This window comes from Dyadobacter jiangsuensis, from assembly GCF_003014695.1.
Classification (GTDB): Bacteria; Bacteroidota; Bacteroidia; order Cytophagales; family Spirosomataceae; genus Dyadobacter; species Dyadobacter jiangsuensis.
This window is the reverse complement of the sequence record NZ_PYAS01000004.1, coordinates 424813-448977: the sequence shown is the minus strand read 5'-3', so window position 1 is coordinate 448977 and position 24165 is coordinate 424813. Positions and strand designations below refer to the sequence as shown.

Genomic DNA, 24165 nt, shown 5'->3' with positions numbered 1-24165 from the left:
CGCGTCAGGTGAGTTTTTTCAATGCGATGGTGAAGGTACTCCCCGCCCCCAACTCGCTTTCCACGGTAAGCGTGCCGTCCTGGGCTTCCATAAATTCGCGGCTGATCGCGAGGCCCAGGCCGGTACCTTCCTTCGTAGAACCGGGCACACGAAAATAGCGGTCGAAGATTTTGTCCCTGTATTCCTGTGAAATGCCCTGGCCACTGTCGGTGACGGCAATGCGCACAACTTGCACGTCTTCTTCGAGGATAATGCGGATGCTGGAATGATCGTAGGAGTAGCGGATCGCATTGGAAACCAGGTTGGTAAGCACCCAGGCCGTCTTCTCCGAATCGGCCAGTATGCTGGATTGCACGCCCCTATCTTCGATTTGGAGGCTAATATCCCGGCTTTCGGCCTGGGTTTCGTTGGCCGCTATGGCATATTGCACGATTTCCCGTGCTGATGAGCCTGTGATGTTAAGCTGGATTTTACCGCTCTCCACCTGGGTAATATTCAAAAGCTCACCCGTGATTTTCAACAGCCGGTCGGCGTCCTCGCGGATACTATCGAGCAGGCTGCGCTGCTCCTCATTGGTATCGCCTACCCGCTCGTTGCGAAGCAGGTCAAGCGTTATTTTAATGGAAGAAATGGGCGTTTTAAGCTCGTGGGAGACATTAGCAATGAAATTCGTTTTGGCAAAATCCAGCTCTTTGTACGGTGTCACATTACGGAGAATGATCACATGGCCGATCGAGCTCGGCTGCTGCTCGCCGGTCGGGACGATGGAAATATCGACGTACTCCTTTTCAAAATAGCTTTCCTTATCGTCGGCATAGATCTTCATGGCTGCACTTTGCCCATTAGCCTTAGCCTGCGGCTCGAAAAGGTCTTTCACCAGCGACCGCACGAGGTCGTTGTGCAATGCAACCTCCGTCGCGTTGCGGCCTACCAGCTCGGATGCCTGCAAGCCGGTCACCTTCCGGGCCACTTCGTTGGCAAATATCACCTTCCGGTTTTCATCCAGGCCTATTACCGGGTCGTGCATGTTGTCGATCAGCGTCTCCACCCGCTTTTTCTCGATCATCAGCTTTGCCAGATTACTGCTGTTGTACTCTTCCAGCTTCTCGGCCATGGTATTGAACGACTGTGCGAGCTGCGCGTATTCATCCCGGCTGCCGAAATGCACCCGCTCGGTATAGTTCTCGTTGGCTATCTGCCGGATACTTTCCGTGAGCTCGCGGATCGGGTTGGCAATGTTACCCGGCAGGTTTACAAACAATGTGAATGCAATAATGAAACACAATGTACCCGTGATACCGATCCACACCATGGAGCTTTTGGCCGTCTGGCTCGCAATGTGACTTTTCCGGTTGATCGCGTCAAGGTTAATACTCATGATTTCCAGCGCGTCATTCCGGATCAGCGCGACGATTTCCTTGTCCCGGACATTGACTTTCAGCTTTTCAAAATGGCCGGTCAGCTGCGCTGTAAGCTCCTTTTCCCCGATTTCCGTGATATTCTTCTGCTGGGCTTCGAGGTTCTTTTTGAATACATCCAATGCCCCCGCGTGTACTTCCAGCTCGTCGAGCGCATGAAGCATCTGGCGGGTATATTCCAGCGAGTTATGGTTGGCGATGAGGATATTGCGTGAGTCGGCCGAAAGCAGGCTCACCTGCCTGATACCCACCACGGCCAGCACCGTGATCATGGCGAAAAGCAGGCCGATACCCAGCCTCAGTTTGGTTTTGATCTTCATTTCAGGAAAGTATTACGAGGTCAATGTCGGAAGAAGACATTTTATTTAAAAGCCCGTTGAACACATTCGTGGCCAGTATGACCTTGAAAAGGTTCAAATGCGGCTTGCCGATGCATATGGTGGTGATCTTGTTCTTTTCGGCTACTTCCACGATCGTTTTGGCAATGCTGCCGCTCTCCATCTTGATCACATTGCCGCCCAGCTCGGTGGCCAGCTTGAAATTATTGATCAAATGCCGTTGCTTCGCGAGTCCGATCCGGCTCGCCGATTCGCCCGGGGTTTGCACATACAGCAAAAACCAGCTGCTATGGTAGTAGTTGGCCAGCCGCGCGGTTTTGCGGATCACATTCCGGGCCGTCTTTTCATTACTGCTGATGCACGCCAGAAAACGCTCGTGTTTGAGCGCCATGCCCGGCTGTATTTCGCTCTCCACCTTCCTTTCCACCTGCGACGCCACCTCTTTCAGCGCCAGCTCCCGCAATTGGAGAATATGCTGCGGCTTAAAGAAGTTCTGTAATGCAGCCTGAATCTTCTCCTCCCGGTAAATTTTGCCTTCTTTCAAACGGGTAATAAGCTCATCGGCGGTGAGGTCTATATTCACTACCTCATCGGCAATCCCCAGCACTTTATCGGGAATGCGCTCTGCCACTTCCACGCCGGTGATTTCGCGTACTTCCTGGTTCAGGCTTTCGATATGCTGGATATTCACGGCCGAAATCACATTGATCCCCGCTTCGAGAATATCCAGCACATCCTGCCAGCGCTTGGCATTTTTGCTGCCTTCAATATTGGAATGCGCCAGTTCATCCACGATCACTACCTCCGGCCGGAGGGTAATCACTGCCTGCACATCGAACTCTTCCAGCTCTTTCCCTTTGTAAAACAGCTTCCGCCGCGGGATCACCGGCAGCCCTTCCAGCAGTTCATGGGTTTCCTTTCGATTGTGGGTTTCGATATAACCGATCTTCACGTCGATGCCCGTACGCAGGAGCGCATGAGCTTCCTGCAACATGCGGTAAGTCTTGCCTACCCCGGCGCTCATCCCGATGTAAATCTTGAATTTACCCCTCCTCGACTTCTTGATCAGTTCGAGAAAATGTTCGGCGCTGTTTTCCATTGGTTCGGAGAGTTTGGAGTTCAGGGTTAAAGGTTTAGGTCCGTCGTTACGGCTTGGGTTTATAACGTTGAGTATTAATGCTAGCAGCCGCTGTCGTTCAGTTGTTTCAAATGTATTTTGTATAAAACATCGGGGACAATATCCGCGGGCAATGGCGACGGTGCATTTCTGGTTTTTGTCCACACATTGGCATATACAAACACATTCTCGATCAGCAGCTTCACCATCGCGTCGCCTTCGCGGTACACTTTTTCCGCAAGGCCGAAACAGCTTCCCGCCGCCCGGAAATGCCGGTGCTCCATCGCGTTCTTCGTGCAAGCCGACAGGTAATGGATTGATGAATGGATAGAATTGAAAGTATGTGCTGATACTGCCGCGCAATCCGCTCCGGCCACGACAGGAAGTTCATTTCTGAGCAGGTTAATGATTTGCAACTGGGTAAACATGGCTGTATGGGTTAAAAACCGGGCGGGAGTCGCTCCCGGCCCGGCTGATGTTTAGTTTAATGCAAAGGTTAAGGCGGTAGTCAGGTAGGTTTTGTTTTTGGATAAATCACTGCCCTTGCCATTGAATATCGCATCGCGGCTACTGAGGTTACGGGCTTCGATGCGCCACATGACCTGCGGGGCGATCTGGTAATCGAAGTTGAGTGACGTTCCGAATGTCTGGAAGCCATTGTCGGTGCCAGTAGCGATGATCACCCCGTTTTTATCATGGTAATACTCGCCTCTGGCCGCAATACTCACTCTGGAAGAAGGCGAATAACGCAGGATCATTACCGGCACGTAAACCGTGTTGTAAGTGCTGCTTCCTTTCGCTTTCTGCTCACTACCTATATCGAAGCCTGTGGTAAGGCCCCATTTGTCGGATAGTTGAAATACTCCATAAATATTGTGGTAGTAGCGCATTTGCCGGGTGCTATCCGGCTTATCGCTGCCGATGAAAGTGCTGTAATTCAGCGTCACAGCCGCATTTGGCTTAAAAGTAACCTGTGTCCCGAATGCGGGGGTCGAGTTACCGTCCACCCGCTGAATGCGCTGCCAGCCATTGAGGTACATCGCCGAGAGGTACCATTTCGAATCCTGTGTGGTGTATCCCAACTTCACGCCGGTCTCGAAATAGGGTGTATTTTCCGCCACCAGGCTACGCGTCAAGGCCCAGTTGTCTTTCCCGATCGCACTTTCGAAGCCGATGTGCGAGGGCATAATACCCGCGTCGAGCCAGAGGTTGTGGTTTTTCGCAATCTTCACACCTGCATTGGCTTCAAATACGTTTTTCAGCACACCCGGCTCCGCGGCGTAGTTCGCATTCATATAAGTACCGGCCGCCAGTGCCAGGTTTGCACGCACGCGGTCGCCCGTGTACGAACCTTTCAGAAATGCCAGGTTCAGGTTCACCTCCCCGGTGCGGTTGTGGTTATAAATAAAACCGGGCATCGTGTGGTTGTCGTTTTTACGGAAATCGTGCAGGTAATACGACTCCACATAAGCGCTCACCGCAAAGGGCGAAGTGCTCACCGCGGCTGAATCCTGGGCGATAGCGTGTGAAACGGAGGCAATGGCAAGCGTACTTAAAATCAAGGTTTTCATAAAATGGTAATCTGTTCAATCATAGCCGCGCGGTAAGAAGAAACGCAGCCCGCTGCGACGGCACTGGAAACGGGCGGCGTTTTGAATGGGTTACTTCAATTGATCGAGCGCGAGGTTCAGTTTCAGCACATTAATCTTCGCAGGGCCGAACATTCCCATTAACGGTCCGCTGATGTGCTCCTTCACCAACTGCTGCAACTTTTGCGCGGGTACGTTACGCACTTTCGCGATCCGTTCCACCTGCACCAATGCCGCTTTTTCGGAAATATCGGGATCTAGGCCGCTCCCGCTCGCCGTTACCAGCTCCACGGGAATGTCGGTCTTTTGCACGCCAGGATTATGCACCAGGAAAGTATCGATGCGGGCTTGCACCACGCCCAGGTACTCTTCATTGGAAGGGCCCTTGTTACTACCGCCGCTACCGGCTGCATTATAGCCCACCGCGGAAGGCCGCGAATTGAAGTACTTGTCGTCCGTAAACGACTGCCCGATATTGGCATAATACCGTTTACCATTTTGCTCGATAACCTCACCTTTACCATGGTTCGGAAAGAGCTGGGCCACGCCCAGAACCACCAGCGTATACACGCCTGAGAAGAATATCAGCGTCACGATCGTCAACCGTACCGCTGGAAGAATGTGTTGTTTCATGGTTTTGAAATTTTTATTTTTGAGAAAAAAGAAATCGCACTATGTATAGGAAAATTTTTGTCGTAGAAAACGCTGAGGACCTGAATGTCAGGCTCCCGGACGAATATCTTCATAAGGATATCGAGGTGATAGCCTTTGATCTTCACGAATCGCTTGAGGAGCTCAGGACAAGCAAGAGAGAAGCCGCGGAAAAAGCGGTTGAATTCTTCAAAACAATTCAGATAGATCGTTCCGGTTTTAAATTCGATCGCGATGAAGCCAATGAGCGATAACTTCTTCATCGATACCAACATCGCGCTATACCTGATTGACCTAAATGAAACTGACAAAAGGCTGACTGCCATGGACCTCATGCGGGACGTTCCGTTTATCAGTCCGCAGGTCGTTTTTGAATGCATGAATGTTTGCTTGCGAAAACACAAAATGGATCGCGAGGCTGCCAGCATGTTCGTCAAGTGGTTGACATACGCTTCACTAATCCAACCGGAAAATACCTCGGTTGTCAATACCGCTCTTTTTATCATGGACCGATATCTGCTCCAACCATTTGATGCGAAGATCGTAGCATCAGCACTTGAAGCGGGTTGCAGTATTTTATACTCGGAAGACATGCAAAACGGGCTTGTGATTGAAAATCGACTGAGAATCGTCAATCCTTTCATTTAACTACTTAAAACCAAACACTCACGATCAAATCAATCGCCTTGATCCCTGCGAAAGGCACGAGTACCCCGCCCAATCCGTAGATCAGCAAGTTCCGTCTCAGCAATGCGCTCGCGCCGATGGGTTTGTAGGCTACTCCTTTCAGAGCCAATGGAATAAGCAGCGGAATGATTACCGCGTTGAAAATGATCGCGGATAAAATCGCGCTTTCTGGGGTGTGCAGGCGCATGATATTGAGGCCTTGCAGGGCAGGTATCGACGCGATAAACAGCGCGGGCACGATGGCGAAGTATTTGGCGACGTCGTTGGCAATACTGAATGTCGTGAGCGTACCGCGGGTCATGAGCAACTGCTTTCCGATTTCGACGATCTCGATCAGTTTGGTCGGGTCGTTATCCAGGTCGACCATGTTACCGGCCTCTTTTGCAGCCTGCGTACCGCTGTTCATGGCTACGCCCACATCGGCTTGTGCGAGCGCGGGCGCGTCGTTGGTACCGTCGCCCATCATGGCTACGAGTTTCCCCTTTTGCTGCTCGGCTTTGATGTAATTCATTTTATCCTCCGGCTTAGCTTCGGCGATGTAGTCGTCAACCCCGGCTTTCTCGGCAATAAACTTGGCCGTCAGCGGATTATCACCGGTTACCATCACGGTTTTGACACCCATTTTACGCAGCCTTTCGAAACGTTCCTGAATGCCCGGCTTGATAATGTCCTGCAACTCGATCACACCGATAACCACCTCGTTTTCAGCCACCACCAGCGGCGTACCGCCGTTGCTGGAAATGTCACGCACTTTTTCGGCAATGTCGGCGGGGAATGCATTGCCTGCCTTCTCGCTAAGCTTGCGGATCGCATCGGAAGCGCCCTTGCGTATGCGCGTGTCCAGGAAGTTCACGCCTGAGCTTCTCGTTTCAGCGGTGAATTCGATGAACGTCGGGTTTTCGACACGGAGCTGATCGGAATGTAAATCCGCAAGTTCGATGATCGACTTCCCTTCTGGCGTTTCGTCGGCAATGGAGCTCAATGCGGCTGCTTTAATGAAGTAGCTTTTGTCGATGCCTTTGGCAGGCCAGAAATTGGTGGCTTTGCGGTTCCCGATCGTGATCGTACCGGTTTTGTCGAGCAGCAAGGTATCGATATCACCGGCTGTTTCCACCGCTTTACCACTTTTGGTGATCACATTGGCGCGTAATGCACGGTCCATACCCGCAATACCAATGGCCGAGAGCAAACCGCCGATGGTGGTTGGGATGAGGCAGACGAACAGGGAGATGAATGCGGCAATCGTAATAGGCGTGTTCGCGAAATCACCGAAAGGTTTCAGGGTGATGCACACGATGACGAACACCAGCGTAAAACCAGCCAGCAGGATCGTCAATGCAATCTCGTTAGGCGTTTTCTGACGGCTGGCCCCTTCTACGAGGGCAATCATTTTGTCGAGAAAGCTTTCACCCGGTTCGGTAGTCACCTTTACCTTAATGCGGTCGGAAAGCACTTTGGTACCGCCCGTGACGCTGCTTTTGTCGCCACCCGCTTCGCGGATTACGGGCGCGGACTCACCGGTGATCGCGCTTTCGTCGATGGTAGCAAGCCCCTCGATGATTTCGCCGTCGGTAGGGATAATATCGCCCGCTTCGCACAGGAAGATGTGGCCCTTGCGCAGCTGCGAGGAAGGAACTACTTTAATTTCATTCACATACATATCACCCACAGCCTGGATCCATTTGGCGGGTGTTTCCTCACGGGTTTTGCGCAAGCTGTTGGCCTGTGCCTTACCACGCGCTTCCGCAATGGCTTCGGCGAAGTTGGCAAACAAAAGGGTGAGCAACAGGATCAGGAATATGACAAGGTTGTAAACCATGCTGCCCTGCGATTTTTCACCGGAAATGACCCATATATTCACGATCAGCATCACAAACGTACCGATCCAGACGGTGAACATCACCGGGTTGCGGAACATGATCCGGGGGTTGAGCTTCACAAAGGATTGCGCCAGTGCCTCCCGTACGAGGTCTCCCTGAAAGAGGGATGTATTTTGAGCTTTCATTTCTGCTATTCAGTTAATTATTGCATTGAAAAATATTCGGCGATCGGCCCGAGGGTCAATGCGGGGAAGAAGGATAATGCGGTGATGATCACGATCACGGCGAACACCATGATACCAAATGTACCGGTATCGGTTTTGAGCGTTCCGGCGCTCTCAGGAACGTGTTTTTTGGATGCGAGAATGCCTGCAATCGCTACCGGACCGATAATCGGGATAAACCGCGAGAGGATGAGCACGATACCGCAGCTGATGTTCCACCACGGCGTATTGTCGCCCAGGCCCTCAAAACCGCTACCATTGTTGGCTGCCGAGGAAGTATACTCGTACAGCATTTCACTGAAACCGTGGAAACCGGGGTTATTCAGCGTTCCGGCCGTCAGTTCGGGCATCGACACGCCCAATGCGGTGGCAGCCAGGATCAGCAGCGGGTGCAGCAAAGCAACGATCATCGCGATCTTCATTTCCCGCGCTTCTATCTTTTTACCCATCAATTCGGGCGTCCGGCCTACCATCAAACCACTGATAAACACGGCCAGGATAATGAATATATAAAAGTTGAGGATACCCGCGCCCGCGCCGCCGTAAAATGCGTTGGTCATCATAGACAGCATCTGGGTCAGTCCGGAGACCGGCATAAAGCTGTCGTGCATGGAATTAATCGACCCCGTGGAGATAACGGTAGTGGCTATACTCCAAAACGCAGAGGCGGTAGTTCCGAACCTGGTCTCCTTCCCTTCCATCGCGCCCGAGCCCATGTCCACACCCATTTGTGCGATTTTAGGATTGCCGTGCAGTTCGGTAACGATTGTCGGGATAGTCAGCAGTAAAAAGCCCAGCGTCATCACGCCGAAGATCATCCAGGACAATCTTCTTCTTTTGACATAATAACCTAATGCAAAAATCATCGCTAACGGGATGATCATCTGGCCGAACATTTCGGTCATATTGGTTGCGTAATTTGGGTTTTCGAGCGGGTGCGCCGAGTTGGCCCCGAAAAAACCGCCGCCATTGGTACCTACGTGCTTGATCGGCACGAATGCGGCCACCGGGCCGGTCGAGACCTGCACGGTGTCGCCTTGCATGGTGTACATGGTATCCTTGCCGTTGAATGTCATGGGTGTACCGTTGGCTAGCAGGATCAATGCGATCACGAATGAAACCGGCAACAAAATGCGGGTGCAGGATTTCACAAACAAGTCGTAAAAGTTGCCCAGCTTCTCGGTTGTACGCTCTTTAAGGGCGATGATCACCACGGCCGCGGCGGCCATACCGGTACCGGCAGTCACGAATTGGAGGAACATCAAAAACAGCTGCCCGAGGTAGCTCATGCCCGTTTCGCCCGAATAGTGTTGCAGGTTACAGTTGACGACAAATGAAATGGTGGTGTTGAATGCCAGGTCAGCCGATTGCGACGGGTTGCCGTCCGGATTGAGCGGAAGCCAACCCTGGTTCATCAGGACGAACATCCCCAGGAAAAACCAGACCATGTTGATCGTCAGCAATGCGGACAAATGCTGTTTCCAGTTCATTTCGACATTCGGGCGGATACCGCTCAAACGGTAAAACCCTTTTTCCAAAGGGCTAAAAACGGGATCGAGAAGCGTTTTCTCTCCGCCATATACTTTCGCGATGTACTTGCCGAACGGTACCGCGAGGGCCACCGTCAGGACGAATAATGCGATTATGCCAAATAATTCAGTGTTCATTGGATTGGGTGTTTTTTAGAATTTTTCAGGCTTCACGAGCACATAGCACATGTACACGAAAACCAGGATCGAGACGATGAATAGCGCGAGCATGATTTCAGATCTTTTCGAAATAGTGAACGATTTTGTAAAACAGGGCGAAACTCAGAGCGCCGGCTGCCAGAAGAAGGAGTGTTGTCATTGTCTTTTCTATTTTTTATAATAAACTCTTTGCAGCATATAGCAACTCCTGTTCCGTCGACCGAAGTCGACGGCAAGGTGTTGATTGATAGATAGATGCTTGGGATGCACTTTTTTGGGCATAAAAAAAGCCTATCAAAATGATAAGCTTCTTTATCAGAATGGAAATGCCGGTACTGGTGCTTGCAATCAGAGTTTATACTCGTCGATCTTGCGGTAGAGCGTTGCGATGCCTATTTCTAATAGCCTCGCTGCTTCGGCTTTGTTGCCGTTGGTATAGTTTAGTACTTTTTGTAAATGCAGTTTTTCGGAGCTCGCCAGGGAGAATGCCGACATATTTTTACCGCCGTCCTGCCTCGGATGCTGCATTTCGAAAGGCAGGCTCTCGATATCCAGCATAGGGCCGTCGGTGAGGATCACGCTGCGCTCGATCACATTTTTAAGCTCGCGGATATTGCCGTTCCAGGGATTTTTCTCCAATGCGTGGATGAAATCCGGCGAGAGCGAAGTGATTTTCTTATTGGTTTTCAATGCAAACTGCGTGGCAAAACTGCTCGCGAGCGCGCCTATATCGGCCGAGCGCTCCCGTAGCGCGGGCAGTGTGATCTGGAAAACTGACAGTCGGTAAAACAAATCGCTGCGGAACTCACCGGCCTCTATTTGTTTGGGTAAATCGCGGTGTGTAGCGGCAATCACCCGCACATTCACTTTCGTAGGATGCGTTTCCCCTATTTTGATAAATTCCCCCGATTCTAGCACACGCAGTAGTTTGGCCTGCAGTTCGGGCGCGAGCTCGCCTATTTCATCAAGGAAGATGGTACCGTTGTTCGCCTCTTCGAAAAGGCCTTTTTTGTCGCGTACCGCACCTGTGAAAGCGCCTGCCTTATGCCCGAACATCTCGCTTTCGAGCAGATCCTTGCCAAATGCCGAGCAGTTGATGGCCACAAACGACTTCTTGGCCCGGTTACTGGCCTGGTGGATGGATTGCGCGAAAACCTCCTTACCCGTACCCGTTTCGCCGAGCAGTAACACGGTCGTATCCGTTGGCGCTACGCGACGTGCCAGGTCAATGCAGGCTTGTAGGTTTCTGGATTTGCCGATTATAGCATCGAACGACCGCCTCTCCCCCAATTGCTTTTCCAGGCTCACCACCCGGCGGTTCAGCTCCGTTTTTTCAATGGCCTTGTACAACAGCGGAATGATCTTGTTGTTGTCATCGCCCTTGGTAATGTAGTCGAATGCACCATTCTTGATGGCCTGGACGCCGTCGGGGATATTGCCATAGGCGGTCAGCAGGATCACTTCCAGCAATGGATATTTCTCCTTCAAAGCTTTCGAGAATTCGACGCCGTTACCATCCGGCAACTTCACATCACACAACACCACATCGATCTCCGACTGGTCGAGCTTTTTCCAGGCCGATTTGATATCCCCCGCTTCAAACACGTCAAAGCCTTCCAGCTTGATCACGCGGCCCATCAGGCCACGCAGTTTTTCCTCGTCGTCGACGATTAGTATTTTTTTCATAGCGCAGGCCAAAGCCAAAGCCAGGGATTTAAATCCCTGGTTAAAAGTTAAAAGTCAATGATAATGATTAGGATGCAGGCAATAGGCCCAGTAGTCGTACATCACCCTGATCCTCGCTTTCAGCTCCTCGAAGCTATTCTCTTTTTTGAAAAAACCCTGGATAGTCGACTCGTATGCGGTTTCGATCACCAGAGGATTGTCCGCAGTGCTCAGAAACACAAACGGGATCGATTTCTTGCGCAGGTACTCATTCTTGTCGATCCGCTCGCGAAGTTCCAGGCCGTTCATCACGGGCATGTTGATGTCACAAATGATCAGGAATGGCTGGTCACGCGTGGTTTCGAGGTAAAGTAAGGCTTCGACGCCGTTATTGAAAAACAAAAGCTCGTTGGGTATGTCCAGCTCCTCCACCACACTCTTGATTAGAAACTGATCATCGGCGTCGTCTTCGATCGAAATAATGGGTCCTTTGGTTGACATTGCCCGTAGCTTAATGACTAAAATCCTGGTTGCAAATAACGCAATAAATGCATCCAATACCAATCGGCTCCCGATTGCGTCAAAATCCGCCGCGCGTAGTTTTTCATCCGTTTCGCGTAGGCTCCGCCACGAAACCGTCCCTTAGTTTTGCATCAGAATCAAAATCAGCCATGAAAACAAATCAAACCATGAAAAAACAACTTCTAACACTGTTAACAGTTGCAGCGCTGTTCACGAGCTGCACCGACCACGATGCTCCTGTCGGCGCCACCAACTACCATCTCGATGAAACTTCGATGGCGGAATGGAAGGGTTACCTCAAAACGGGTTACTTCAATGAAGGTACGCTCGACGTGGAAAGCAACAGCCTGGTGATCGAAGGCGGCAAAGTGAAAAGCGGGGCATTCACGCTCCCGCTTGCGTCGATCGTCAATCTGAACCTGCCCACCGACGAGTTGAAACACCAGTTGGTGCACCACCTGCAAAGCCCCGATTTCTTCAATATGGCGCTCCATCCGAACGTCACATTTGAAATTATGAGCGTAGCACCCTACGCCGGAAGTGAGCCAGGTGTGGTTTCCGGTGCGAATTTCGAGGTGACAGGACATTTAACACTGTTAGGCAAGAGTAATCCGGTCACATTCCCTGCCCGGATCGATCTGACCGGCGATTCCTTCAAATTGGAGGCAATCACGACGTTCGATCGCACACTATGGGGCATGAATTATGCCACAGAACCCGGCCTGCCGGACGACGCGTCCATCAAGCCGGGAATTGAGGTCCATCTGAAACTCTCTGGTAACAAAAACTAACTGAGAGAGACCTGTACACACCAAGCCGCCGCAGATTTGCGGCGGCTTTTCAGGTTTCAGAGGAACATGCCCCCTGAAACTTCGACCCGCTGACCGGTGATCCAGCGCGCGTCTTCCGAGCACAGGAACGCCACTACACCACCAATATCGTTGGGCTTGCCCACACGGCCCAGCGCGGTAATGCTGCTGATAAAGTCGGTCAGGCCGGGGTGGCTGTCGAACGACTCACTATTGAAGTCGGTGTAGATCGCACCCGGTGCCAGTGCATTCACGGTAATGCCCCTACCACCCAGTTCCTTGGCCATATAGCGTGTGAGCGTGTCGATCGCGCCTTTCATGGAGGCGTACGCGGCGTATCCGGGTGTGGAAAAGCGCGCGAGGCCCGTAGAAAGGTTCACGATCCGCCCGCCGTCTGCGAGGAGCGGCAATGCTTTTTGCGAGAGAAAATAAACGCCTTTAAAGTGCACGTTCATCAGGTCGTCGAAATCCTGCTCACTGGTTTCGGGAAATACCGAAGGACGGCTGATACCCGCATTATTGATCAGAAAATCGAAAGAATCGCGGTTCCATTTGTCTTTCAGGATACCCGAAACTTGGATGAAGAATTGATCGAAGGACTTTACATCCGAAGTATCCAGTTGAATGGCAGCCGCTTTCTGCCCCAATGCCTCGATGGCCGCCACCACCTCGGCGGCTTCCTGTGCCTTGCTCCGGTAAACGATGAGCACGTCGTTCCCTTTCTCTGCCAGGCGAAGCGCCATATTTTTTCCCAAACCTCGGCTGCCGCCCGTTACCAATGCTATTTTACTTGCTGATTCCATCTTTTTTTGTTGTTAAAATTGATGGAACAAAGGTACCGGGCGCTATCCCGCCGGATTTGCGGCTTTCAAATCAAAACTTACGAAATTCAAATCTAGGCTCTGAATGACCGGGGACTAAGTGCAGTATGCTTCTTGAATAGGTTATTGAAATGGGAGGCCTCTTCAAAGCCGAGGCTGTATGCGATCTCCGAAACATTCCAGTCGGTGTGTTTCAAAAGGACCTTGGATTCCTTGATAATACGCTCCGTAATGAGCTCCGTCGTAGTTTTTCCTGTGATTTCCTTTAAAACTTTATTAAGGTAATTGACGTGGATTGAAAGCTGGTCGGCATAATCCTTTGCCGAGCGCAAACTGAGCTTCTGATGGGGCGGCTCTACCGGAAACTGGCGTTCGAGCAGCTCGATAAATAGTGATGAAACACGCTTGTAGGCATTTGTTTCCGTAAAAAGCGAAGTAGCGGGCTGCAACTTCTGACCGAAATGGATGAGCTCGATCACATAATTGCGCAGCAAATCATACTTATACGCATAATCCGACTCGATTTCCCGAAACATCTTCCTGAAAATGTATTTGATATCCTCGATCTGCTCGTCGTTGAGAAAAAATATCGGGTTCCCGCCCGGTTTGAAAACCGGCAGCTCACGCAGGCGCACGCCGCTGTTGTCCTGTGTGAGGAAATCTTCGGAGAAAATGCAGAAGAACCCCGCCTGGTTCTCGTCCTGCGGCACATAATTATAGGGTATCAGAGGCGTTGCAAAAAGCAATGCATTATGCTCAATATCAACAACTTTATCCGCATATTCCGCCCTGTTTCGACCGATAATCAGGCTGATTTTATAATAAGCCCGGCGGTTGTAAGGCATTACCCTGTTTTTCGCGGCCACCCGATACAGCTCGTCCGTCCTGAAAATATTGAAATGCCCCACCTCCTTCTGCACCTGCGCGGGTATCAGCATGGAGGTGTCCCGGTAAAATTGTTCGATCGTCGCAGATTTCGTCATGGGGCAAAGTTACGAAAATCAATCACTCATACTCCACAAACGCCTCATCCTTATAACACCACAGCCACTTCTCCCCTGGCTCGGCGGAGGAGGCTACGGGGTGGCCGGTGCGGTGGAAATGCTTGGTCATGTGCTTGGACGGCGAGCTGTCGCAGCATAAGGTGGCGCCGCAAGTCTGGCAGGTACGCAAATGCACCCACCAGCCGTCGACTTTCTTACACTCTTCGCAAACCAGCTCCTCAGCGACTTTAATCTCCTGAATATCTTCAATATGCTTACAAACCTGGCCCATTATACTTCGCTTAAATATTGGTGAACAAAACTGATGGACATCGATCCCTCGCCTACCGCCGACGTCACGCGGTTCATCGCACCCGCACGCACGTCTCCTGCGGCGAAAATGCCTGGCGAGCTCGTTTCAAGCAGGTATGGGTCGCGATCGGCTTTCCAGATTTCCCTGAAATTCTCGTAATTCTTCATTTCTCGGCCTGTCTCGATGAACCCCTTCTTGTTCTTGATGATTTCCAGACCTACCCATTCGGTATAAGGCTTCGCGCCGATGAAAATGAACAGGGCATCAGCGGGAACGGTACGCTCCTCGTTGGTATTCAAATCCACAAGTTTCAACCTTTCCAGGTGGCCGTCACCCTGCGCTTCCACGATCTCGGTGCAGCCCAGTACGCTGATATTCTCCGTGCCGGCGATCTGGTCGATCAGGTACGACGACATGGACGACGTCAGGTCATTGCGCCTGATCAGGACATACACATTGCGCGCAAATTTCGACAAATACATCGCCGCTTGTCCGGCAGAATTACCGCCGCCCAGCACATACACGTCCTTGTTTCCGCATGAGCTGGCCTCGGTACTCGCCGCACCGTAGTAAATGCCCTTTCCCGTAAAATCCTCCACACCGAGCGTATCCAGCTTGCGGTAATCGACGCCCGTCGTGATCACGACCGCCTTCGCATTCACCTCACTGCCATCGCCGAGCACCACGGTTTTATATTTATCCTTCAATTTAATCTCTTTCACAAACTGGGGCGAAAGGAACTCGGTACCGAAGCGCGTTGCCTGCGTGATCGCACGGCGCGTCAGTTCGGCGCCGCTCAAACCGGTCGGAAAGCCGAGGTAGTTCTCAATCCGGGAGCTCGTACCGGCCTGTCCCCCAGGCGCTTTACGCTCGATCAATAAAGTACTTAAACCTTCGGAAGCACCATACACCGACGCCGCCAACCCAGCCGGGCCCGCACCGATAATCACCACGTCGTAAATCTGCTGTTTCGTCTTGGGATTCAATCCAATGCGCTCGGCAATGTCGATCAGCGACGGCGTTTTCAACAAAGAGCCGTCTTCGAAAATCACCACCGGGAAATCAACAGGGCATAGATCGTTACTCTGGGAAATCTGCCTGCCGGTTTCATTGGATTCCGCATCCAGCCACAGGTAAGGTACCAGATTCCCAGCCAGGAAGTCCTTGATTTCATGCGCTTTGGGTGAGAATTGATAACCTATCACTTTAATACCCTTGAAATCGGGGCGGTAGTTGCCCTGCCAGTCGCGGAGCAGCTCGTCGATCGCCGGGTACAGCTTTTCCTCCGGTGGGTCCCAGGGTTTCATCAGGTAATAATCGAGCTGAACGTCGTTGATCGCCTTTATGGCCGCTTCGGTATCGGAATAGGCCGTGAGCAGCACCCGTTTGGCAAAGGGAAACATTTTCATCGCCTTTTGAAGGAAATCCACACCCTGCATTTCTGGCATCCGCTGATCAGAAATAAACATCGCCACTTCGTCGCCGCGGTTCTGCAATTCGAGCAGGCTTTCCATCGCCTCGGCCACGGAAGTCGTGCTCAATATCCTGTATTTTTCACGGTAATGGGATTTCAGGTCGCGGCTGATCGCCCGGAGCACCTGCGGATCATCGTCAATCGAAAAAATAATGGGCAAAGCCATAGGAGCCTCCTTTAAATATGAGTTGAGAATTAAAATTATCCATTAAACGGGAAACATACCACAAATTCGGTACGCCCGGTCTGCGAATGCAGCGTCACCGTGCCCCGGTGCTGGCGCACGATCCGGTTCACGACGTCGAGTCCCAGTCCCGTACCCTTCCCGACCGACTTGGTCGTAAAAAACGGGTCGAAAATCTTCGAACGTATCTCGGCCGGAACGCCCGGACCATTATCGCACACGGTCACTTTCACAAATTCCTTGTCGCGCCGGGTAATGAGGGTCAATTCCGCCTCGGGCTGGTTTTCAAGCGCGTCGATCGCATTGTCGATCAGGTTCGTCCAAACCTGGTTGAGCTCGCCTACCATCGCTTTCACCGGCGGCAAAGTCAGGTCAAAATCCTCCGTCACTTTGATATTACCCTTTTTCAGCTTGTAATTCAGCATAATGAGCGTGTTGCGGATGCCCACATGAATGTCCACGTACTCGCGCTCACCTCCGCGGTCCATGTGTGTGAAGGTCTTCACCGAGCCTACAAGTTCGGCAATGCGTTTGGACGCCTCCTGAATATCCGCCACCATTCGCTCGGTGGTCAGGCTGTTATTGATCCACGTCAGCACAGGCGACAGATCCTCATGGTTGATTTTGCTTTTCAGCACTTCCAGGTCGGCTTCTCCTACCCCGAATTCGACGAGATTATCCGCAATGTCCTCGCAGCCGTCGATATTGTTCAGGTCCAGCCAATCGAGGATTTCATCCTCTTTCTCCGAGCGCTTCATCATCGACAACACCGGGCGATTGGAATTGTTGAGCAAACTCACCATTTTATTATTCAAAAGGTCGATTTCCTCGTGCGACAAATGGATCGAAAGCAGCGATTTGAACGAATCGGGCTGCATAAGCAAATGCTCCTTCAACGAGGCCGAACTCCGCACGATGGCCGCTGCCGGGTTGTTCAGCTCATGCGCCAATCCCGCTGAAAGCTTCCCGAGCGCCATCATCTTCTCATTCTGCTGTTCCAGTTCGGTGAATTCCCGCACGCGCGAGGTCATCACGATCACGAGCGCCTGCGTGAGCTCGTAATGCGAGGTCACGAGATCCCGTAATAACTCTTTCGGAAAAGTCATCAGCTGAGCGGTTTCGAGGCACACCCCGTAAGCAATGGCTATTTTCCCCCGCGAAAACGGCAGAGCGCCCGTGACGGTACCCGGCAACAATTCGGCGATGATCTGTTTGGTATTGTTTTGAAGCCGGTACAGCTCGATCCGGCCCGAAAAAATGACGTGCGTGCCTACCAGCGGCTCTCCCGGACGGATCATCATATCGCCCTCCTGCAAATCATAATGCCGGCTGCGGTCGATCATCCATTGCAACTGATCCTCAGGCACATCCTTAAAAACCTCGATAGCCAGCAAGTCCTGAACAGTGATATCCTTCATGAGCAAATGCAGTAATAATGAGTTAACGGGCCAATTTCGAAATAAATCGGCACTTAATCGGCACAGTTATTGCTGTTCGCAGTTGAATGATTGAGCGAGTCACCGCGAGACGGCAAATGATTGAATGAATTCTAAATGCCGTTAGGCATGTAATACTGGTAGCAAACCAAGCTAATGTGTATTTCGCTAAATGCCCTTGGGCATGAAACAACAATGCACCGTGATAGCGTCGACGTATTTTCTGTTGTTACATCCCTGACGGAATTTGCGGTGGCTTGACAACCTCCTGACTCGCTCATACAATACCTGACCACAAATGACAATCTCTGACCACCGATTCCCCGTACCGCCATGAGCCTTTCCAAATACAACGAAAAACGTTCCTTCGACAGAACTCCGGAGCCCAAAGGCGGCAAAGCAGCCAAGGACGAGCTCATTTTCGTGATACAAAAACACGATGCTACCCGCCTGCATTACGATTTCAGGCTGGAAATGGATGGTGTACTCAAAAGCTGGGCAGTCCCGAAAGGTCCGTCGACTGACCCGTCGGTGAAGCGGCTGGCTATGATGGTGGAAGACCACCCTTACGACTACAAGGATTTTGAGGGCATTATTCCCGAAGGCAACTACGGCGCGGGAACGGTGATGGTCTGGGATTTCGGCACTTACGAGCCTTTGGAAGAAAAGAACGGTCAATTGAAAGGTGTTAAGGGAAAAAGGGCGCAGGAGAAGCTCGCGTTGAAAGAATTGTACTCAGGATCCTTGAAAGTGCGGCTGAATGGCAAGAAATTGAAGGGAGAATATGCTTTGGTGAAAACGAAAGGCATGGAAGAGAATGCGTGGCTGCTCATCAAGCACCGCGACAAATATGCTTCTGAGGACGACATTACCGAAAAAGACCGCTCCGCCATTTCCCGCCGGACGCTGAACAGCATTGAAAAGGCCGGTGATGCAGTTTGGGAAAGTAACCATGAGGAGAAAAAATCGTCGAAGACCAAAGGCTCCGATAAATCGAAATCGACGAAAACAGAGGCCAAAGATCCTGCGGAAGACGCAGCCACAGAAAAAAAAAGTCCGGACGTCGACATAACGACCATTCTGAAAAAGGGTAAAAAGCAAAAGTTTCCGGATGATATGCAGCCCATGCTGGCAACGCTGGTCGATGGCCCGTTTGACGATCCCGGTTGGGAATACGAGGTCAAATGGGATGGGTACCGGGCATTGGCCTACCTGAACAAGGGCGAGGTCAGTTTGCAATCACGGAACCGGAAATCCTTCAATGACAAGTTTTACCCGGTTTATCAGCAATTGCGGGAATGGAAGATCAATGCCGTGATCGATGGGGAAATTGTGGTCATCAATGAAAACGGCCTCTCCGATTTCAATGCATTACAAAACTGGCGGAGTGAGGCCGACGGCGAGCTGGTCTATTACGCATTCGACATTCTCTGGATGGAAGGTCAAAGCCTCATACACTTGCCATTAACTGACCGAAAGGCAATTTTACAAAGCATTGTCGATCAAAACAGTCCGGTACAACTTGGTTACAGCGTCGCCGCCGACGGCAAGGCATTCTTCGAAGCCGCCCAAAAGATGGGCCTCGAAGGCATTATGGCCAAAAAATCAGACAGTGAATACTATCCGGGCATCCGCACGCGCGATTGGCTGAAAATCAAGATCAACAAGCGGCAAGAGGTAATTATTGCCGGTTATACGCTCAACGAGGGTTCCTCCAAGCTCTTCAGTGCATTGCTTTTGGCGGCTTATGAAAAGGGTGAGCTGCGCTATGTCGGCAAAGTGGGAACCGGTTTTAAGGAAAAACAGCAGAAAGAAATGCTGGCGCTTTTCAAACCTCTGGTTACCAAAAAGAGCCCGTTCAAGGAAACACCGGATTACAACAAGCCTTCGCGCTTCCGCCCGAACCCGCCGCACGCGAACGCTACCTGGCTGAAACCGGAACTCGTTTGCGAGATCAGCTTTACCGAAATCACAGCCGACGGCGTGTTCAGGCACCCGTCATTCGAGGGCATGCGGGAAGACAAATCGGCGAAAGAAGTGGTGCGGGAAATTGAGAAACCTGCGGAAGGCATCGTGGACGAACCTGAAAATACAGGGAAAGAAATCATCAAAAAACCTCAAAAGGCTAAAAGAAAAACGCTTTTGAATCCCAAAGAGGAAACGCAGGTGCGGAAAATCAACGGGCACGAAGTTAAGTTCTCGAATTTGGGTAAAATGTACTGGCCCGACGACAAAATCCAGAAACGCGAGCTGATTAATTACTACTACCAGGTGGCGCCATTCATCTTGCCCTACCTCGAAAACCGGCCATTGTCCTTAAACCGCTTCCCCAACGGCATCAAAGGCAAGAGTTTTTACCAGAAAGACGTCACCGGCAAGGTACCCGACTGGATCGAAACGACACCTTACGTTACAGAGGGCGAGCACAAGAATTTCATCCTTTGCAACGACGAAGCCACATTGCTCTACATGGCCAACCTGGGCGCCATCGACGTGAACCCCTGGAACAGCCGCATCGAAACACCCGATAATCCCGATTGGTGCCTGCTCGACCTCGATCCCGACACCGGCAACACATTCGAGCAGGTGATCGAAACTGCCCGGGCGATCAAAAACCTCCTGGATTCGCTGAGTGTACCCTCCTATTGCAAAACATCCGGCTCGACGGGCCTGCATATCTACATTCCCCTCGGTGCGAAATACAGCTACGACCAATGCCAGCTCTTCGCCGAATGGGTGGCAGGGCAGGTACAGCAGCAGCTCCCCGATTTCACCAGCGTGGAGCGCCTTACCAAAAACCGCAAAGGCAAACTCTACATCGACTACCTGCAAAACCGGCCCAAAGCGACGCTCGCGGCGCCCTACTCCGTGCGGCCGAAACCCGGCGCCACCGTTTCCATGCCGCTGCATTGGGAAGAGGTAAAAAAGGGGCTGCAACTGAAAGACTTCACGATTTACAATGCGATCGAGCGCATTCAGCGCGAAGGCGACCTTTTCAGACCGGTTTTGGGCGAGGGTATTGACCTCGAAGAAGTAATCGCTAAAATGGATGTCACTGCGGGCTAAAAGTCAAAATCCTCCTACTTTTTGTCAATAAATAACCAGCAAACCCCTCATTGTAGTAGTAATGTAGGGGTGATTTTTCCGTGAAAACATTTCACTTGTGCAATATGAGGTAGTAATGTAGTAATGATTTGCTGCGTTGCTGCCTCTTTGCGCCTCTACCTTTGTCAGCGATACGCAAGTATTACTTTTTCAATAATTAATTGGGCAAAGGTCATTTGCCACTTCTACTAATTTTAATACTAACATTTATGAGCAGAAAAATTGTACTATTATGTAGTGTGCTGATGCTATATGGCCTGGTACAGACCGCCTTAGCCCAAAGCCGGGTCATCAAAGGCAAAGTGTCTGTCAAAACAAAGGGCGAAGAGCTGGTAGGCGCTACCGTGGTAGTAGAAGGCACCAATTACGCGACAATCACCGACGCAACCGGTAATTACTCGATCGAGGTGCAACCCAACTCCGTCCTGGTAGCTAGTTTCATCGGGATGATCACTCAGAAAGTCCCCGTCGGTAACCAATCCGAAATCAACGTTGAACTCGAAGAATCCGTCGATAACCTCAATGAAGTAGTAGTGGTGGGCTATGGTGCGCAAAAGAAAAGCGTCGTTACGGGCGCTATTTCGAGCGTGAAGGCCTCCGACTTACAGTCAATGCCGATTAACCGTTTGGAAGAAGCGTTGCAAGGCCGGACTTCCGGCCTTACAATCGCTTCAAACTCCGGCCAGCCGGGTTCGGCCGCAACCGTGCGTGTACGCGGGGTCACGACGCTGAACAACAACGATCCATTGTATGTAGTGGATGGTGTGGTGGTCGACAATGGCGGTATCGGATACTTGAACCAATCTGATATTGAGTCGATTGAAGTACTGAAAGATGCTGCCTCCCAGGCCATTTACGGTGCGCGTGCTGCGGCCGGGGTAATTTTGGTTACCACTAAAAAAGGCAAAGCGGGCGGCATTCGCGTGAACTACAATGGCTACATCGGTGTGCAGGCGCCAGCGCGGAAGCTCGATCTGCTGGACGCGACCCAATACGCCACGATCCGTAACGAAGCGGCCGTGAATGCAGGCCAACCGGCTCCATACGCCAATCCTGCCGCATTCGGCAAGGGTACCGACTGGCAGTCGCTGATCTTCAACAACAGCGCCAAACGCCAGAACCACGAGCTGAGCATCAGCGGCGGATCCGACAAGTCAACCTTCTATCTTTCATTGGGTTACCTCAACCAGGAAGGTATCGTAGCGACCGATATTTCTAAATATAAAAGGACAAGCATTCGTCTGAACTCGGAGCATAAACTCGCGAAATGGCTTACATTCGGCCAGAACCTCGGCTATGCGCACGATAAATCAGTGGGCTTGGGTAATACGAACAGCGAGTTCGGCGGCCCGTTGAGTTCTGCCATCAACCTCGACCCGATCACACCGGCAGTCCTCACCGACCCTGCGGTGGCCGGCGCAGCTCCTTACACCAACAAAGGCATCCGCCGCGACGCCAATGGCAACCCCTACGGTATTTCACAGGCGGTTGGTCAGGAAATGAGCAACCCGCTTGCGTATATCCAAAACCGTTTGGGCAATTACAGCTGGTCGGACAACATCGTGGGCAATGCTTACCTCATGGCCGAGCCAATCAAAGGACTGCAATTGAAATCGACCATCGGCAGCAAGCTGGCGTTCTGGGGCAACGAGAGCTTCACGCCTATTTCATACCTGAATGCGGCTTCGATCGTTTCACAGACCAGCTTCAACCGTACCAACAACCGCCGTTTGGACTACAACCTGGAAAACACCATTTCCTACACGCGCGGATTCGGCCTGCATAATGTGAATGTATTGCTCGGACAAGGTGCATACCTGGACAACAACACCCGCATGACGAGCGTGACGTTCTTCAACGTTCCTGCCGACAACTTCGACGACGCTTCGCTGAACTTCAAGGTACCGGCCGATCAGCGTAACTCGGATGGTTCCGAAGGCGCAAAACACACGGTTAGCTCGCTTTTCGCACGTTTGAACTACGATTTTGACGAGAAGTACCTCGTGCAGGCATTGGTTCGCCGTGATGGTTCCTCCCGCTTTGGTTCCAATCACAAATACGGTGTGTTCCCGTCGTTCTCACTAGGCTGGGTGCTGTCGCGTGAGGCTTTCTTCCCGACCAATAATGCGGTTAACTTCCTGAAATTCCGCGGCGGTTACGGCGTGGTGGGTAATGATGGCATCGGCGATTTCGCTTACCTGTCGACCATCGGCAGCGGCCGTAACTACACCATCGGTACCTCGGGCAGCTACATCATCGGGTACAGCCCCAATGCCCCTGCGAACCCGGATCTGAAATGGGAACAGACCAGCCAGACCAACATCGGTTTCGATGCGACGATCTTCAACAATGTGAATGTGACTTTCGAGTGGTTCAAAAAAGCCACCAAGGATATTCTCCAAAATCCGCGCATTCCGGGCTACGTAGGCGCTATTTCGAACCCTGCCGCCAACATTGCCGATATGAAAAACACAGGGGTGGAATTGGAACTGGGCTTCCGCAAACGCCTCGGGCAAGTTGATTTCTCTGTCAACGGAAACGTCTCCTATATCAAGAATGAAGTAACAAACCTAGGTAATGGTGTGCAGTATTTGTCGGGCGGCGCGAGCTTCCAGGGAGCGCCCCCGATTACGCGCACCCAGGTGGGCCAGCCGATCGGTTCATTCTTTGGCTATGTAAATCAGGGCATTTTCCAGACGCAGGAAGAAGTGGATGCGCACGTGTCTGCCGAAGGAAAGAAAATCCAGCCGAATGCCAAACCGGGTGATTTCAAATGGCAGGACCTCAACGGTGACGGCGTGATCACCGAAACCGACCGCACGTTCATCGGTAACCCGACTCCGAAATGGAACTATGGCTTGACTTTGAATGCCGCTTACAAAGGCTTCGACATCGTGGTATTCGGCCAGGGCGTGGCGGGTAACCAGATCTTCCAGGGCCTTCGCCGCCTCGATATCGCCAATGCCAACTGGCAAACCGACGCGCTCGACCGCTGGACGGGCCCGGGAACTTCCACTACGTTCCCACGTATCGTGAACGGTGACCCGAACAAGAACTTTCAGAATCCATCGAGCTTCTACCTGGAAAAAGGCGACTTCTTCCGTCTGAAAACGCTGCAAATCGGCTATTCGCTGCCGACATCGATCATCAGCAAAGTGGCCATGAAAAAGGCACGTGTGTATGTAATGAGCCAGAACCTGTTTACCCTCACCAAATACACCGGCTACGATCCGGAGATAGGCGGAAGCGTGCTGAGCATCGACAAGGGCATTTACCCGCAGGCGCGCAGCTTCATGGTAGGTTTGAACATTGGTTTTTAAT

At 51.6% G+C, this 24165-nt stretch carries 20 protein-coding genes; 5 read left to right on the top strand and 15 right to left on the bottom strand.

All coding sequences use genetic code 11. The annotated features are described in order from the left end of the window. Positions 1-4: 4 nt before the first annotated feature. From CLV60_RS10325 to CLV60_RS10305, 5 genes are all read right to left on the bottom strand, one after another. Complete coding sequence (locus tag CLV60_RS10325) at positions 5-1738, bottom strand: ATP-binding protein (protein ID WP_106595293.1); 1734 nt, start codon at positions 1736-1738, stop codon at positions 5-7. Between the two features lies 1 nt (position 1739). Further along, positions 1740-2855, bottom strand: coding sequence for a universal stress protein (locus CLV60_RS10320; protein ID WP_106595292.1), 1116 nt, complete (start codon positions 2853-2855; stop codon positions 1740-1742). Between the two features lie 80 nt (positions 2856-2935). Beyond that, positions 2936-3301: a DUF7674 family protein gene (locus CLV60_RS10315; RefSeq protein WP_106595291.1), complete on the bottom strand. Its 366-nt coding sequence runs from the start codon at positions 3299-3301 to the stop codon at positions 2936-2938. A gap of 51 nt (positions 3302-3352) precedes the next feature. Continuing rightward, positions 3353-4444 carry a porin gene (locus tag CLV60_RS10310; protein ID WP_106595290.1) on the bottom strand — a complete coding sequence of 364 codons (1092 nt, stop codon included), beginning with the start codon at positions 4442-4444 and terminating at the stop codon, positions 3353-3355. 90 nt (positions 4445-4534) lie between these two features. Continuing rightward, on the bottom strand, positions 4535-5095 hold the full coding sequence (locus CLV60_RS10305) for a K(+)-transporting ATPase subunit C (RefSeq protein WP_106595289.1): 561 nt from the start codon (positions 5093-5095) through the stop codon (positions 4535-4537). A gap of 41 nt (positions 5096-5136) precedes the next feature. Here CLV60_RS10305 and CLV60_RS10300 point away from each other — a divergent pair, with 41 nt between their 5' ends. Both CLV60_RS10300 and CLV60_RS10295 read left to right on the top strand, forming a co-directional pair. Beyond that, positions 5137-5367, top strand: a complete 231-nt coding sequence (locus CLV60_RS10300) for a hypothetical protein (protein WP_106595288.1) — start codon at positions 5137-5139, stop codon at positions 5365-5367. After that, positions 5348-5761: a PIN domain-containing protein gene (locus tag CLV60_RS10295; protein ID WP_106595287.1), complete on the top strand. Its 414-nt coding sequence runs from the start codon at positions 5348-5350 to the stop codon at positions 5759-5761. The genes CLV60_RS10300 and CLV60_RS10295 overlap by 20 nt, the downstream gene beginning before the upstream one ends. 4 nt (positions 5762-5765) lie before the next feature. On the opposite strand, the gene kdpB is transcribed toward CLV60_RS10295, so the two are convergent. From kdpB to CLV60_RS10270, 5 genes are all read right to left on the bottom strand, one after another. Further along, a complete protein-coding gene (kdpB, locus tag CLV60_RS10290; RefSeq protein ID WP_106595286.1) occupies positions 5766-7805 on the bottom strand; it encodes a potassium-transporting ATPase subunit KdpB in 2040 nt (679 codons plus the stop codon). A gap of 17 nt (positions 7806-7822) precedes the next feature. Further along, positions 7823-9511: a potassium-transporting ATPase subunit KdpA gene (kdpA, locus tag CLV60_RS10285; protein ID WP_106595285.1), complete on the bottom strand. Its 1689-nt coding sequence runs from the start codon at positions 9509-9511 to the stop codon at positions 7823-7825. Positions 9512-9526: 15 nt separating this feature from the next. Next, a complete protein-coding gene (locus CLV60_RS35000; protein ID WP_090379866.1) occupies positions 9527-9604 on the bottom strand; it encodes a potassium-transporting ATPase subunit F in 78 nt (25 codons plus the stop codon). A 276-nt stretch (positions 9605-9880) separates the two neighbouring features. Then, positions 9881-11218 (bottom strand): sigma-54-dependent transcriptional regulator, encoded by a 1338-nt coding sequence (locus CLV60_RS10275; RefSeq protein WP_106595284.1) that lies wholly within the window; start codon positions 11216-11218, stop codon positions 9881-9883. Between the two features lie 54 nt (positions 11219-11272). Further along, complete coding sequence (locus tag CLV60_RS10270; protein ID WP_106595283.1) at positions 11273-11698, bottom strand: response regulator; 426 nt, start codon at positions 11696-11698, stop codon at positions 11273-11275. Positions 11699-11886: 188 nt separating this feature from the next. Here CLV60_RS10270 and CLV60_RS10265 point away from each other — a divergent pair, with 188 nt between their 5' ends. Further along, positions 11887-12510, top strand: a complete 624-nt coding sequence (locus CLV60_RS10265; protein ID WP_229210907.1) for a YceI family protein — start codon at positions 11887-11889, stop codon at positions 12508-12510. A gap of 56 nt (positions 12511-12566) precedes the next feature. Here CLV60_RS10265 and CLV60_RS10260 read toward each other — a convergent pair whose 3' ends face one another. The 5 genes from CLV60_RS10260 to CLV60_RS10240 form a co-directional block, all read right to left on the bottom strand. Next, positions 12567-13331 carry an SDR family NAD(P)-dependent oxidoreductase gene (locus CLV60_RS10260; protein ID WP_106595281.1) on the bottom strand — a complete coding sequence of 255 codons (765 nt, stop codon included), beginning with the start codon at positions 13329-13331 and terminating at the stop codon, positions 12567-12569. A 92-nt stretch (positions 13332-13423) separates the two neighbouring features. Further along, positions 13424-14332 (bottom strand): helix-turn-helix domain-containing protein, encoded by a 909-nt coding sequence (locus tag CLV60_RS10255; RefSeq protein WP_106595280.1) that lies wholly within the window; start codon positions 14330-14332, stop codon positions 13424-13426. A gap of 22 nt (positions 14333-14354) precedes the next feature. Continuing rightward, positions 14355-14624 (bottom strand): UBP-type zinc finger domain-containing protein, encoded by a 270-nt coding sequence (locus CLV60_RS10250; protein WP_106595279.1) that lies wholly within the window; start codon positions 14622-14624, stop codon positions 14355-14357. Further along, entirely contained in the window at positions 14624-16285 is a 1662-nt protein-coding gene (locus CLV60_RS10245) for a response regulator (RefSeq protein WP_106595278.1), read from the bottom strand. Before CLV60_RS10245 ends, CLV60_RS10250 begins: the two co-directional genes overlap by 1 nt. A 35-nt stretch (positions 16286-16320) precedes the next feature. After that, positions 16321-17721, bottom strand: a complete 1401-nt coding sequence (locus CLV60_RS10240) for an ATP-binding protein (protein ID WP_106595277.1) — start codon at positions 17719-17721, stop codon at positions 16321-16323. A 351-nt stretch (positions 17722-18072) separates the two neighbouring features. Here CLV60_RS10240 and ligD point away from each other — a divergent pair, with 351 nt between their 5' ends. Both ligD and CLV60_RS10230 read left to right on the top strand, forming a co-directional pair. Next, on the top strand, positions 18073-20805 hold the full coding sequence (ligD, locus tag CLV60_RS10235) for a DNA ligase D (RefSeq protein WP_106595276.1): 2733 nt from the start codon (positions 18073-18075) through the stop codon (positions 20803-20805). 248 nt (positions 20806-21053) lie between these two features. Next, on the top strand, positions 21054-24164 hold the full coding sequence (locus CLV60_RS10230) for a SusC/RagA family TonB-linked outer membrane protein (protein WP_229210906.1): 3111 nt from the start codon (positions 21054-21056) through the stop codon (positions 24162-24164). Position 24165: the final 1 nt, after the last annotated feature.

What these genes read in the sequence shown, in the direction of transcription:
- CLV60_RS10260 (WP_106595281.1), bottom strand. Translation starts at nt 13,331, where the DNA reads ATGGAATCAGCAAGTAAAATAGCATTGGTAACGGGCGGCAGCCGAGGT.
- ligD (WP_106595276.1), top strand. Translation starts at nt 18,073, where the DNA reads ATGAGCCTTTCCAAATACAACGAAAAACGTTCCTTCGACAGAACTCCG.
- CLV60_RS10245 (WP_106595278.1), bottom strand. Translation starts at nt 16,285, where the DNA reads ATGGCTTTGCCCATTATTTTTTCGATTGACGATGATCCGCAGGTGCTC.
- CLV60_RS10310 (WP_106595290.1), bottom strand. Translation starts at nt 4,444, where the DNA reads ATGAAAACCTTGATTTTAAGTACGCTTGCCATTGCCTCCGTTTCACAC.
- CLV60_RS10275 (WP_106595284.1), bottom strand. Translation starts at nt 11,218, where the DNA reads ATGAAAAAAATACTAATCGTCGACGACGAGGAAAAACTGCGTGGCCTG.
- CLV60_RS10295 (WP_106595287.1), top strand. Translation starts at nt 5,348, where the DNA reads ATGAAGCCAATGAGCGATAACTTCTTCATCGATACCAACATCGCGCTA.
- kdpB (WP_106595286.1), bottom strand. Translation starts at nt 7,805, where the DNA reads ATGAAAGCTCAAAATACATCCCTCTTTCAGGGAGACCTCGTACGGGAG.
- CLV60_RS10265 (WP_229210907.1), top strand. Translation starts at nt 11,887, where the DNA reads ATGAAAAAACAACTTCTAACACTGTTAACAGTTGCAGCGCTGTTCACG.
- CLV60_RS10250 (WP_106595279.1), bottom strand. Translation starts at nt 14,624, where the DNA reads ATGGGCCAGGTTTGTAAGCATATTGAAGATATTCAGGAGATTAAAGTC.
- CLV60_RS35000 (WP_090379866.1), bottom strand. Translation starts at nt 9,604, where the DNA reads ATGCTCGCGCTATTCATCGTCTCGATCCTGGTTTTCGTGTACATGTGC.
- CLV60_RS10255 (WP_106595280.1), bottom strand. Translation starts at nt 14,332, where the DNA reads ATGACGAAATCTGCGACGATCGAACAATTTTACCGGGACACCTCCATG.
- CLV60_RS10325 (WP_106595293.1), bottom strand. Translation starts at nt 1,738, where the DNA reads ATGAAGATCAAAACCAAACTGAGGCTGGGTATCGGCCTGCTTTTCGCC.
- CLV60_RS10230 (WP_229210906.1), top strand. Translation starts at nt 21,054, where the DNA reads ATGAGCAGAAAAATTGTACTATTATGTAGTGTGCTGATGCTATATGGC.
- CLV60_RS10305 (WP_106595289.1), bottom strand. Translation starts at nt 5,095, where the DNA reads ATGAAACAACACATTCTTCCAGCGGTACGGTTGACGATCGTGACGCTG.
- CLV60_RS10240 (WP_106595277.1), bottom strand. Translation starts at nt 17,721, where the DNA reads ATGAAGGATATCACTGTTCAGGACTTGCTGGCTATCGAGGTTTTTAAG.
- kdpA (WP_106595285.1), bottom strand. Translation starts at nt 9,511, where the DNA reads ATGAACACTGAATTATTTGGCATAATCGCATTATTCGTCCTGACGGTG.
- CLV60_RS10320 (WP_106595292.1), bottom strand. Translation starts at nt 2,855, where the DNA reads ATGGAAAACAGCGCCGAACATTTTCTCGAACTGATCAAGAAGTCGAGG.
- CLV60_RS10300 (WP_106595288.1), top strand. Translation starts at nt 5,137, where the DNA reads ATGTATAGGAAAATTTTTGTCGTAGAAAACGCTGAGGACCTGAATGTC.
- CLV60_RS10270 (WP_106595283.1), bottom strand. Translation starts at nt 11,698, where the DNA reads ATGTCAACCAAAGGACCCATTATTTCGATCGAAGACGACGCCGATGAT.
- CLV60_RS10315 (WP_106595291.1), bottom strand. Translation starts at nt 3,301, where the DNA reads ATGTTTACCCAGTTGCAAATCATTAACCTGCTCAGAAATGAACTTCCT.